The following is a 12,719-nucleotide window of genomic DNA, read 5'->3' on the forward strand; positions in this document are numbered from 1 at the left end:
CTATGGAGATTATAAATGGCGGAGTTACCGCAGCTAAGGGCTTTCTTGCAACGGGAATAAATGTAGGTATTAAAAATAATGTAAAAAAAGATATGGCAATGGTGTTCTCCAGGACAGCTTGCGTCACAGCGGGAACATTTACAACTAACAAGGTATATGCGGCACCGGTCAAGTGGGACCGCAGCGTTGTATATAATTCAGAATATGCTCAGGCAGTTGTCATTAACAGCGGTGTAGCCAATGCCTGTACAGGCGAGGAAGGACTTAATAACTGTAAGGCACTTGCTGCTAAGGCAGGACAGGAGCTTTCAATCCCGGCCGATTCAGTACTCATAGCATCCACAGGTGTAATCGGCAAGCAGCTTCCGATGGACATAATGCTTGGAGGAATAAGCAGGCTTAAGGGACTGCTTGGTGAAGAGCTTACAGACGGAGAGCTTGCAGCAGAGGCAATTATGACAACAGATACGGTTAAGAAGCAGGCTGCCGTTACATTTGACGTTGCCGGAACTAAAGTTACAATGGGTGGCATGTGCAAGGGCTCAGGAATGATTCATCCTAATATGGCAACAATGCTGGGATTTATCACTACAGACTTAAAGATTGAAAAAAGTGTTCTTCAGAAAGCACTTTCGGCAATTATCGCAGATACATTTAATATGATATCAGTTGACGGTGATACATCAACTAACGATACGGTTCTTGTCCTTGCTAATGGCGAGGCAGGCAATGCAGAGATTACTTCAGAGAACAGCGAAGGCTACAAGGAGTTCTACGAAGCGCTTCTTTACATCTGTACGGAGCTTGCCAAGAAGATTGCAGGCGATGGCGAAGGAGCAACGTGTCTGTTTGAGGTTAAGGTAATCAATGCATCGGACAAGGAGCAGGCGAAGATTCTCAGCAAGTCAATAGTTACATCAAGCCTTACAAAGGCAGCGATATTCGGACATGATGCCAACTGGGGAAGGATTCTCTGTGCAATGGGCTATTCTTCAGCTGACTTTGACCCTGAGAAGGTTGATATTTACTTTGAGAGCAGTGCAGGCAGGATTAAGATTGTTGAGAACGGAACTGCAACTGACTACAGCGAGGATGAGGCAACTAAGATTCTTTCGCAGAGTCCGGTGACAGCAATTGCAGATGTTAAGATGGGCAATGCGGCAGCAACAGCATGGGGCTGCGACCTTACGTTTGATTATGTTAAGATTAATGCAGATTACAGAAGTTAAGGAGAATAGAGATGCCGGTTAATATTGATGAAGAATTAAAAAAAGCAGAAGTGCTTATTGAGGCGCTTCCTTATATACAGAAGTTCAATCGTAAGATTATCGTTGTCAAGTACGGCGGAAGTGCCATGGTTGACGAGGAACTTAAAAGAAAGGTTATTGAGGATGTAGTACTTCTTAAGCTTGTTGGTTTCAAGCCGATAATAGTTCATGGCGGCGGCAAGGAGATAAGCAGCTGGGTTAAAAAATCAGGAATGGAGCCAAAGTTCGTGAACGGGCTGCGCGTTACTGACGAACCTACAATGGAGATTGCAGAGATGGTTCTCAATAAGGTGAATAAAAGCCTTGTATCAATGATTCAGGATCTTGGCGTTAAGGCATGCGGTATAAGCGGCAAGGACGGCGGCATGCTTCATGTTAAGAAAAAGCTTTCGGCAGGAGAAGATATCGGATATGTAGGCGATGTAGACGATGTTAATCCTGAGATAATTCATGCACTCCTTAAGGATGATTTCCTTCCTGTCATATGCCCGATAGGATTCGGCAGTGACCATCACGCATACAATATCAATGCTGATGATGCAGCGTGTGCAATCGCAAGAGCCGTAGATGCGGAAAAGCTTGCATTCCTTACGGATACAGAGGGTGTATTCAGGGATTTCGAGGATAAGAACTCACTTATATCTGAACTTACAACAGCGGAGGCAAGAAAACTTCTTGCGGGCGGAACAATCGGCGGCGGAATGCTTCCTAAGCTCAATAACTGTATTGATGCAGTTGAAAATGGCGTATCAAGGGTGCATATTCTTGACGGCAGAATACCTCACTGTCTGCTCCTTGAAATATTTACCAATAAGGGTGTTGGTACTGCAATTCTCGGAGAAGATGCAGAACACTTTTACAACACAAATATCTGATATAATAGCCATGCGATGCATGACAGAACGGAGATGACAGATGAATACACAGGAAATAATCACAACAGCAGAGGAACACCTTTTCCATACATATAACAGGTATCAGATTTCTCTCGACAGAGGAGAGGGAGTGCATCTGTATGATGCTGATGGTAAGGAATATGTTGATTTTGGTGCCGGAATAGCAGTATTTGCTCTTGGATATAATAACAAGGAATATAACGATGCACTTAAGGCACAGATAGATAAGCTTATCCATACATCAAACTATTTCTATAACGAGCCGGCAGCTAAGGCAGCTAAGGCTATAACCGAAGTATCGGGAATGGACAGGGTATTCTTCACAAACAGCGGTACTGAGGCAATTGAAGGTGCAATTAAGCTCGCTAAGAAGTATGCATATCTCAAGGATGACTCAACAGACCATGAGATTATTGCAATGCAGCATTCATTCCACGGAAGAAGTATGGGCGCTCTTGCCGTAACAGGCAACAGGCATTATCAGGAAGCATTCGGACCGATGATTCCGGGAATAAAGTTTGCGCAGTACAATAACCTTGCCAGCGTTGAAGAACTCGTTAATGATAAGACATGTGCAATCATCTTTGAGACAGTTCAGGGTGAGGGCGGTATATATCCTGCAAAGCCTGAATTTATTAAGGGTGTAAGAAAGCTCTGCGATGAGAAGGGAATACTGCTTATCCTTGATGAGATTCAGTGTGGTATGGGACGTACAGGTACAATGTTTGCATATGAGCAGTATGGCGTTAAGCCGGATATCCTTACGGTTGCCAAGGCTCTTGGCTGTGGTGTGCCTGTAGGCGCATTCCTTGCCAGGGAAGAGGTTGCCAAGGCGCTTGTTCCGGGTGACCACGGAACTACATACGGAGGCAATCCGCTGGCATGTGCCGCAGCAGTTAAGGCCCTTGAGCTTTTCAAGAAGCAGAATGTGCTCGATAATGTTAAGAAGGTATCAGCTTATCTTGAGAAAAAGCTTGATGAGATAGTTGCTGAATATGATTATGTTGTTGAGAGGCGGGGACTTGGACTTATGCAGGGACTTGAGATTAATACGGATGTTAAGGATCTCAAGAAAGTAATTGCAGCATGTCTTGATAACGGTCTGATTCTATTTACCGCAGGGACTAATGTAATACGTTTTGTTCCGCCGCTTGTAATATCAGAGGCTGATGTTGACGAGATGATAACAAAGCTTAAGAAAGCATTAGCATAAATATGATGAGGATTTGTATGACTTTAAAAAAATATTTTAAGAAATTTGCAGCATTGGGACTTGCAGTCTCAATGCTTGCTTCGGTTACGGCATGCTCGGGTAATTCAGATAAGACAACACCTGAGGTTGAACTTGAGGAGGATGTTAATGTTAATCTCTGGTACTCAGATGACAGGTATACGGGTTATTTTGAGGAATGTGCCAGAAGATATCATGAGTCCAATGCACATGTTACGGTTATGCTTAATCTTGTTGAAGATGAGAATTACCTCGATGATGTATATAATTCATGTATAAAGTCAGATGATGGTGCGGACATATTCATGATGTCATCGGATGACGTGCAGAAAGCCTATCTGATGGGACTTATGAGTGCCAATACTCTGTACCCTGAGACATTTAATGAAGATGTATACGGCAGGGCGGCGATAGCAGCTTCAACATACAGTGGCAGGCTTCTTGGATATCCGCTGACATTTGAGACAAGCGTTATGGTATATAACAAAAAGTTTGCAACGCCATTTAAGACATTTGAGGAGATAACAGGCTTCAGTGATAATTTCCAGCATACGGACGAGAATGAAGCCGTAACACAGATTATCGGATGGGATGTGTCGGATGTAAGTCTTAACTATGCATTCCTTGGTGAATATATGAATGTCGGAGGCGATAATGCTGATGATGTTACAAAGACATATCTTCAGGATGACAACATTAAAGCAGCAGCGCAGGCATATCTTCAGTTCAAGGATTCTTACGGAATTGTAAGAGACAACCCTAAGTACAGTGATTATATCAGGAAGTTTACGGAAGGGTCACTTCTTTATACAATTGTCAATACAAGTGATCTTTCATCGATAGCTGCATCAGGAATTGATTACGGAATTATGCAGATTCCTGATTATAATTCTACACTTAAGACAAGAGCAATGTCTAAGACATATATGCTTGCGGTTACGCCATATGCGTCTAATTCAAGAATTGCGGCAAGTGTTGCCAGGATGTTTACATACGATTATGCAGATGAGCTTATCAGCCTGTCATCTATGCCGGCGGCAAGAGGTGACATACCTGACCACCCTGAACAGTATAATGCACTGCATTCCGTGTATGCGGGTACAGCTCTTAAGGCAAGATACATGGAAGCAGGCGACTATTATCTCAAGCTTGAGATAATGCTTCATCAGATATGGGACAAGACGGCATCGGTTGGTGACGCATATATACAGTTCAAAGATTATGTGACTACAACAATGAATCTTACCAATAAGACGCAGACAGCAAAGTAGCGTATGAATGAATAAAACCTGTCATGGCGGGCATCCTTAATGTATAAATTAAAGTTTATACCGGGAGGCGGCTATGACAGGTTTTTTGATTGCAATGATATCAGGTGCGCTCATGAGTATTCAGGGCGTTTTTAATACGGATGTTACTAAGAGCAGCAGCATATGGGTTGCGGCGGGTTTTGTCCAGCTTACGGCACTTGCAATGTGCGTAGTGATGTGGTTCGTGACCGGGCGTCCGGACGTGATGGCACTTTTTTCAGTAGAGCGTAAATATGCGCTCCTCGGTGGTGTTATAGGTGCGTTTATCACATATACAGTTGTCAGGAGCATGTCATCACTCGGAACTGCCAAGGCATCCCTTACCATTGTTGTCACACAGGTGGCGGCAGCCTATTTAATAGAGCTTTTCGGACTGTTCGGAAGCGAAAAGTCGGATTTCTCATGGGGAAAGTTCATCGGGCTTGCAATTGCCATTGTGGGGCTTGTGGTGTTCAACATGGTAGGACAGGATGCGTGAATGGGGAAGTGGGATTGATGCTGTAAAAAAATTACGGCATCCTATTGAAAAAATATATGTCAGCAAGTATACTATTTATATATATGAAGAATCTTGAAAGGGGGAAATCTTCGTGTTAAAAAAATTCTGTTTAAAGAATTATAAGACATTTAAAAATGAAATAGTTATAGATTTCTCTAATATTGCAGGATATCAGTTCAGCACAGATTGTATCAGTAATGGCTTGATAAGCAAGATGCTTATATACGGGCGTAATGCAACCGGCAAAACTAATCTTGGACGTGCAATTACTGACATATGTGGGACTGTATTTGGCTCAGTACGGTTTGAGAGAGAGGGGATATTTCTGAATGCTGATTCTGATGAGGAAGCGGCAGAGTTTATATATGAATTTATCTTTGGCGAAGATGATGTTATATATAAATATAAAAGGAAATCGCCTCAGGAGCTTAAAGATGAAGAATTAATAGTTAATGGCAACAGCATTTTTAGATGTGACTTTAAAAATGATACATACAACTTTGATAATTTACTCTATATCAATGCTGAGACTGCCAGGGTAGACAGATATATGCAGATGCTCCGTACAGAAGATGCAGATGATGAGTTACATGACTCACAGCTGCCGTTTTTCAGATGGCTTGCCAATAATAGTGCATTTGATAATGACTCACCGCTTATTAAGCTATTGTCATATGTACGAAGAATGAACATGGTAACAGTAAGCAATGCGATAATGGCAAAACCGAGACAGTATAATGAGAACTTTTTTGATTCTTTGGATAATGAAAAGAAGTTACAGGATTTTGAAGATTTTCTTAATATAATGGGAATTGAATGCCGGCTTGTAATAAAGAGGCTTCCGGATGGACAGAGACAGTTATATTTTAGACATCACAGGCTTGTACCATTCTATGAAACGGCATCAAGCGGAACACTTGCACTTGTACATTTGTACAGGAGGCTTATTCCGAGAGATTGGGAACCGTCATTTATATATCTTGATGAGTTTGATGCATTTTACCATTACGAGATGGCTGAAAATGTCATGAAATTTTTAAAAAGCAGATATCCTGAAAGTCAGATAATCATGACATCACACAACACTAATCTTATGACAAACAGGCTTATGAGACCGGACTGCCTTTTTATTCTGTCAAGAAGCGGTTCACTGACATCATTATGCAATGCAACACCGAGGGAATTAAGAGAAGGTCACAATCTTGAGAAGATGTACATAAGTGGGGAATTTGAAAAGTATGAATGATTATGAAGAGGGGCGTAAAAGGGGTAGGAGCCTTTTGGTTGTAGAAGGGGAACATGAAAAAGACAGGCTTTTCTGGCTGATTCTAAGATGCTTTCCTGAAATTGAAATCGATGAAGGTAACATATGGGTATATCATACGAATATTTATATTTTGTATGATGACATAGTAAGGGAATATGGAGAAGACTGGTTTGAATATCGTGAAGATATCGACCTGCCATTTGTTATTAGTAAAAAACAGGAAATAGAGAATGTCTGCTATAAGTCGGATTTTACCAATATAGTCCTTGTGTTTGATTATGAGCGCCATGACCCTAATTTTACAGAGGCTAAGATTATGAGTATGCAACAGACGTTTACAGATTCAACAGATATGGGAATGCTTTATATAAATTATCCAATGATTGAATCATATCAGCATCTGAAAAACCTGCCGGATTCAGAATATATTAACAGGACTGTAAGTGCATCAATTAATGCCGGGGCAATATATAAAAATACAGTAAAGAAAAACAGCGTTATAGCTCCTATGGTGGATTATCCGCACAGACTTGAGGATTTACTCAGTAACAGATTCGTGATAGATAATCCGGTAATAAGAATGAAATGCTGTGAAAGAATACTTGCATTAAACTCTGTTGGAGATATAGAAACAGAGGTCGAATGTATAATAAATAATATTATGGATAGCAAAAAAGCACTGACAGCAAAATATCAGCTTATTGATTGGATTCACAAGCAGCACTATGCAGAACATGGATTAACATATTGGCAATATATGAGAAATGTGCTTAGGAAGATAGCTGTTTACAATATATTAAAAGCGGATTATATACAAAATGAAACTAAAAATACAGATGAAGATGATAACAGTTACCGTAGGCATTATGAAAATATAGACTTTTTGAACATTCTCAATATACAGAATGAACTAAGCAGAGACAGGCAGAATGGCTATATATGGGTGCTTAATACATGCATAATGTATATTGCAGAGTATAATTTCAGATTAATAGAACAGGAAAAAGGAGACAACCAATGACAGACGCATACATAACACTTAAAAAAGGCGGCGGAAGGACACTTAAGGCCGGCGGAGCATGGATATACGATAATGAGATTGATTCGGTTACGGGAGATGTAGCTGACGGAGAGCTGGTTCATGTACATGATTTCGACGGATATTATATGGGAATCGGATTCATCAACCGCAAATCTAAGATTACAGTGAGGATGATGTCCAGAGTAAAGGGAACGCAGATTGATGATGCATTTATAAAAATGCGCGTAAAGAATGCGATTGATTACAGAATGGCGGTCATTAAGGAAGAGGACAGGTCAGCGTTCAGGGTTATATTCGGTGAGGCAGACTGGCTTCCGGGAATAGTGATTGACAAGTTCGCTGATATACTTGTTGTTCAGTCACTTGCGCTCGGAATTGACAAATTTAAGCTTAAGATTGTGGAATTCGCCAGAGAAATACTCGGTGAGTACGGCTATAATATCAGGGGCGTGTATGAGCGAAGTGATGCCAAGGTCAGAGATCTTGAGGGAATGCCAAGGATAAAGGGCTTTATCGGGGATGAATTCGAGACTAAGGTTCAGATTGAGGAAAATGGTGTCAGATACATAGTGGATGTTCAGGACGGGCAGAAGACGGGATTTTTCCTTGACCAGAAGTACAACAGGGCCTCAATCAGACCTATATGCAAGGGCGCGCGAGTTCTTGACTGCTTTACGCATACAGGCTCATTTGCACTTAATGCGGGAATGGCAGGAGCACGCGAGGTAACAGGCGTTGATGCGTCTGAGCTTGCAGTTAACCAGGCAGCTGAGAATGCGAGACTTAACGGAATAGATGATATAGTTAAGTTTGAGTGCAGGGATGTATTTGAACTTCTCCCTGAGCTTGAGAAGAAGGGGGAGAAGTTCGATGTCGTAATCCTTGACCCTCCTGCATTTACAAAGTCGCGTGAATCAGTCAAGAAGGCAGTAAGAGGATACCGTGAGATTAATCTTCGTGCAATGAAGCTTGTAAAGGACGGCGGCTTCCTTGCTACATGTTCATGCTCACATTTTATGGAGCCTGAGCTTTTCACAAAGACGATAGGAGAAGCTGCGCATGACGTACATAAGCGTCTGCGTCAGGTTGAATACAGAACTCAGTGCAGTGACCACCCGATACTGTGGGCGGCTGATGAGTCGCTGTATCTTAAATTTTACATCTTCCAGGTTGTAGACGAAAAGTAATTACTTTTTTGAGTCAGGAGGATAGATATGGCTGACACAATTATTTATTTGGTAATCTCATTATTGGTTTCACTCATTTTTGTCATACTTGGAATAGGGCAGTATAGGGCTGAAAAACCAGTAGTAATAAACACGGGAGAAAAACCACCTCGTGAAGATGAGCTGATAAGTGTTACTGAATGGAACCATAGACATGGCAGGAATTTTATTATTTTGGGTTGTGCGCTTTTTATTACGTTATCAATTGTGACATGTTGAGAGAAAGCTAATGAGAATGATGCTAGAAAAAAAGAAATCAATTGCATTAATTATTATAATGGTTACAATTGTTGTTATTATTTTTGGTGGTCGATATTATTTTGCACACAATAAAAGTTATAAAAATGAGGCAATTCAAAAAGGAGATTGTATATATCTTAATGGAGTAAAATATTATCACACATCTGAACTGGAAAATTATCAAATATCAAATGTGGTAATTTGTATATCTGATAGTGGGAGAAAGTTATATGAGATAGAAGAATATCCTGATTATGAATATATTGCCGGATATTCTGCATGGAATGGTGAAATATATAAAAAACATGAAACAGACTGATTGGAGCAGATTACATTCCTTGATGTTTATAAAGCAGTGGAATGTGTACCAGATGAAGAACTGTTTCATTTTCATGAGAATTCCAATCAAAACGTCAGTCCCAAATTTTGATCGGGTAGATGACATTATTTGTGAGTTGTCTTACTTTTGGTTAAAGGACTAATGAATCTTCAACATCAATTTACGAAAAAGGATATTGATGAACTATAGCTAAAAACTATACCAAACACAATATTTTACATATTTTACAATAACGCTGTAATGACCCTATAATTAATCCACACTCGCAGAACAACAAAACGGTAGAGATAAGGAGATAATTATATGAGTACATTACACGAACCATTCCGCTATGATTATGTAGGAAGCTTTCTCCGCCCGGAGAAGCTTAAGAAAGCAAGAGCAGAATTTGATAAAGGGACTATAACAAGAGAAGAGCTTACTAATGTTGAGGATGAATGCATCAGGGAGCTTGTCGCAAAGCAGAAGAAGGCAGGATATCATGTGATTACTGACGGTGAGTTCCGCCGTGCCACATGGCATCTGGATTTTATGTGGGGACTTAACGGAATTGAACATAAGAAGACAGTTGCCGGCAATACGACATTTGACGGTGAGGCAGCAATGATAGATGATACATTCATGACAGGAAGAATATCAGTTGACAGACACCCGTTTGTTGAGCATTTCAGATTCGTAAAGGCACTTGAGGATGAGAATACGGTTGCAAAGCAGACAATGCCTTCACCGGGACAGGTGTATGCATTCTTTTCTGGAGCAGAGCTTAAAGAAAAGACATTGGAATTCTATGATTCGCTTGAGCAGTTTGCTGATGATATTGTAAATGTTTACGTCAGGATTATACATGACCTTTATGAAGCAGGCTGCCGCAATGTGCAGCTTGATGATTGTGTATGGGGCGGACTCGTTAATAAAGAGATGGCGCTTTCACTCACGGGCGAGAAGGAGGAAGACCTCCCGAAGCTTATGGATCTGCTTGTAGACATCAATAACAGGGTAATAGCTTCAAAGCCTTCAGATATGACAATAACAAGCCATGTGTGCCGCGGTAATTATCATTCAACGTATTTTTCGTCGGGAGCATATGATACGGTTGCCGAACCGCTTTTTGGAAGAGAGAACATCGATGCATATTATCTTGAATATGATGATGAGCGTTCAGGTGGTTTTGAACCGTTAAAATATGTAACAGGCAATAAGAAAGTTGTGCTCGGGCTTATCACAACCAAATTCCCTCAGCTTGAGGATAAGGAGGCTGTTAAGGCACGTATATATGAGGCAGCACAATATGTTCCGCTTGACCGTCTGTATCTCAGCCCACAATGTGGTTTCGCATCATGTGAGATTGGTAATAAGATTACTGAGGATGAGCAGTGGGCTAAGCTTGCACTTGTTAAAGAGATTGCAGAGGAAGTCTGGGGGTAACATCCTGCTGTAAGTTCTCAATCTGCACATTTGGTACAATTAAACCGCTTGACATTTTGCCATTGCAAATGCACAATAAATGTATCGGCCGGGGTCAGAAGGACTGTGAAAAGCCTGTGACCCCGGCATTATTATTTGCACACTAACCTGTGGTGCCCCGATGAACGGGCGGGAATGGAGTTTAATATGAATCTTGATGAGATGCTTGCACAGAGCGGTATAAGTGATGGCAGATCCGGAGATATCAAATCCGGATTTGCTGCTATAATAGGAAGACCTAATGTAGGTAAGTCAACACTGATGAACAGAATTATAGGGCAGAAGATAGCGATTACGTCGAATAAGCCACAGACCACACGTAACAGAATACAGACTGTCTATACAGATGACAGGGGACAGATAGTATTTCTTGATACGCCGGGTATACACAAGGCTAAGAATAAGCTCGGCGAATATATGGTGGGCGCGGCAGAAAAGACGATTGACGAGGTCGACCTTGTGCTCTGGCTTGTTGAACCAAGCTCATTTATCGGTGCGGGAGATGAGCATATACTTGAGAAGCTTTCCAAGGTAAAGTCACCGGTTGTACTCGTTATTAATAAGATAGATACAATTAAGAAGGAAGAAGTGCTTCCGGTAATTGCAGAATATAAGAATAAGATGGATTTTGCCGAGATAGTTCCGATATCTGCGTACGACGGAACAGGAACAGACGACCTCGTTGATGTCATTTTCAAATACATGCCTTACGGTCCTATGTTCTATGACGAGGATACGGTTACAGACCAGCCTATGCGCCAGATTGTAGCTGAGATTGTCAGGGAGAAGGCACTTCATGCATTGGATGAGGAGGTTCCTCACGGAATTGCGGTTGTGATAGACAGCATGAAGAAGCGTAAGGGTAAGAAAATTACTGATATTGATGCGACTATCATATGTGAGAGAGAGTCACATAAGGGCATTATAATAGGTAAGGGAGGCTCAATGCTTAAGAAGATAGGAACCAATGCGAGGTTCGAGATTGAGAAGCTCCTTGAGCAGAAGGTCAACCTTAAACTGTTTGTAAAGGTTAAGAAGGAGTGGCGCGACAGTGATTTCCTTCTTAAGAATTTTGGCTATGATGCCAAGAATGATTTTAAATAATACCGGTATCTGATATGGGAAATATTATAATGGCATCGGGGATGGTACTTTCCTCGATGCCTGTTGGTGAATTTGACAGAAGAATAGTGCTGCTTACAAAAGAAAGAGGCAAGATTGCGGCATTTGCCAAGGGGGCAAGGAGGATGAATTCTCCGCTGATGGGAGTTACACAGCCGTTTGCATTCGGTAAGTTTGAGCTTTATGAGGGAAGAACGTCATATGATATAAGAAGGGCTGACATATCGAATTATTTTACGGAAGTGTCATCTGACCTTGATGCAATATGTTATGCGTGTTATTTTGCTGAGCTTGCCGATTATTACGGCAGGGAGAATCTTGATGCATCGCAGATTCTCAATCTTTTGTATATGACGCTCAGGGCGCTGGCTAATGATAATATACCTGACGAGCTTATCAGATATATATATGAGATAAAGCTTATCAGCATTAATGGGGAATGTCCTAATATGTTTGAATGTGCGGAATGCAGAAAAAGTGAGGGGCTGCACTATTTTTCAATGAGCAGGTTCGGCATAGTATGTGACAGCTGTGTCCGTAATACCGCCGGGGAATGCCTTGAGATAACTGAATCCGCAATGTATACGTTACAGTATATTGTGTCATCGGGAATAGAAAAATTATATACATTTACAGTAAGAGAAGATGTCTTGCGGGAGCTTGCCATGGTTGCGGGGCGTATAAGGTCAAGGGTAATTGACAAAAAGATGAAGTCGCTTGAGATGCTTGAGATGACAAACAGCGTAAATAACAGTGCTGTTGGGATGCATTAAGGGTTGCAATTTGCTTTTTTTATAAGTATAATAATTCATTA

13 protein-coding genes and 1 pseudogene are annotated in these 12,719 nt (G+C 41.2%); all 14 read left to right on the forward strand.

Annotation, left to right across the window (positions count from 1 at the left end; genetic code table 11):
* Nucleotides 1–2 precede the first annotated feature (2 nt).
* The 14 genes and pseudogenes from argJ (at nucleotide 3) to recO (ending at nucleotide 12,678) form a co-directional block, all read left to right on the forward strand.
* Complete coding sequence (argJ, locus tag NQ488_06345; GenBank protein UWN96915.1) at nucleotides 3–1,229, forward strand: bifunctional glutamate N-acetyltransferase/amino-acid acetyltransferase ArgJ; 1,227 nt, start codon at nucleotides 3–5, stop codon at nucleotides 1,227–1,229.
* Nucleotides 1,230–1,240: 11 nt separating this feature from the next.
* Nucleotides 1,241–2,143 (forward strand): acetylglutamate kinase, encoded by a 903-nt coding sequence (argB, locus tag NQ488_06350; GenBank protein UWN96916.1) that lies wholly within the window; start codon nucleotides 1,241–1,243, stop codon nucleotides 2,141–2,143.
* A gap of 40 nt (nucleotides 2,144–2,183) precedes the next feature.
* Nucleotides 2,184–3,377 carry an aspartate aminotransferase family protein gene (locus NQ488_06355; GenBank protein ID UWN96917.1) on the forward strand — a complete coding sequence of 398 codons (1,194 nt, stop codon included), beginning with the start codon at nucleotides 2,184–2,186 and terminating at the stop codon, nucleotides 3,375–3,377.
* Nucleotides 3,378–3,394: 17 nt separating this feature from the next.
* Entirely contained in the window at nucleotides 3,395–4,666 is a 1,272-nt protein-coding gene (locus tag NQ488_06360; GenBank protein UWN96918.1) for an extracellular solute-binding protein, read from the forward strand.
* Nucleotides 4,667–4,739: 73 nt separating this feature from the next.
* Complete coding sequence (locus tag NQ488_06365; protein ID UWN96919.1) at nucleotides 4,740–5,183, forward strand: DMT family transporter; 444 nt, start codon at nucleotides 4,740–4,742, stop codon at nucleotides 5,181–5,183.
* A 112-nt stretch (nucleotides 5,184–5,295) separates the two neighbouring features.
* Nucleotides 5,296–6,450: an ATP-binding protein gene (locus tag NQ488_06370; protein UWN96920.1), complete on the forward strand. Its 1,155-nt coding sequence runs from the start codon at nucleotides 5,296–5,298 to the stop codon at nucleotides 6,448–6,450.
* The gene (locus tag NQ488_06375) at nucleotides 6,443–7,492 is read left to right on the forward strand and encodes a hypothetical protein (GenBank protein ID UWN96921.1); all 1,050 of its coding nucleotides are present in this window, start codon (nucleotides 6,443–6,445) and stop codon (nucleotides 7,490–7,492) included. Before NQ488_06370 ends, NQ488_06375 begins: the two co-directional genes overlap by 8 nt.
* Complete coding sequence (locus NQ488_06380) at nucleotides 7,489–8,700, forward strand: class I SAM-dependent rRNA methyltransferase (protein ID UWN96922.1); 1,212 nt, start codon at nucleotides 7,489–7,491, stop codon at nucleotides 8,698–8,700. The genes NQ488_06375 and NQ488_06380 overlap by 4 nt, the downstream gene beginning before the upstream one ends.
* A 27-nt stretch (nucleotides 8,701–8,727) precedes the next feature.
* Complete coding sequence (locus NQ488_06385) at nucleotides 8,728–8,958, forward strand: hypothetical protein (GenBank protein ID UWN96923.1); 231 nt, start codon at nucleotides 8,728–8,730, stop codon at nucleotides 8,956–8,958.
* A 10-nt stretch (nucleotides 8,959–8,968) separates the two neighbouring features.
* Nucleotides 8,969–9,298, forward strand: coding sequence for a hypothetical protein (locus NQ488_06390; protein UWN96924.1), 330 nt, complete (start codon nucleotides 8,969–8,971; stop codon nucleotides 9,296–9,298).
* Nucleotides 9,299–9,388 (forward strand): annotated as a pseudogene (locus NQ488_06395) (transcriptional regulator).
* 234 nt (nucleotides 9,389–9,622) lie between these two features.
* The gene (locus NQ488_06400) at nucleotides 9,623–10,744 is read left to right on the forward strand and encodes a 5-methyltetrahydropteroyltriglutamate--homocysteine S-methyltransferase (GenBank protein ID UWN96925.1); all 1,122 of its coding nucleotides are present in this window, start codon (nucleotides 9,623–9,625) and stop codon (nucleotides 10,742–10,744) included.
* A gap of 186 nt (nucleotides 10,745–10,930) precedes the next feature.
* The gene (gene era / locus NQ488_06405; protein ID UWN96926.1) at nucleotides 10,931–11,887 is read left to right on the forward strand and encodes a GTPase Era; all 957 of its coding nucleotides are present in this window, start codon (nucleotides 10,931–10,933) and stop codon (nucleotides 11,885–11,887) included.
* Nucleotides 11,888–11,901: 14 nt separating this feature from the next.
* Nucleotides 11,902–12,678: a DNA repair protein RecO gene (gene recO / locus NQ488_06410; protein ID UWN96927.1), complete on the forward strand. Its 777-nt coding sequence runs from the start codon at nucleotides 11,902–11,904 to the stop codon at nucleotides 12,676–12,678.
* Nucleotides 12,679–12,719: the final 41 nt, after the last annotated feature.

Source organism: [Bacteroides] pectinophilus (assembly GCA_025146925.1).
Lineage (GTDB): Bacteria > Bacillota > Clostridia > Lachnospirales > Lachnospiraceae > Bacteroides_F > Bacteroides_F pectinophilus.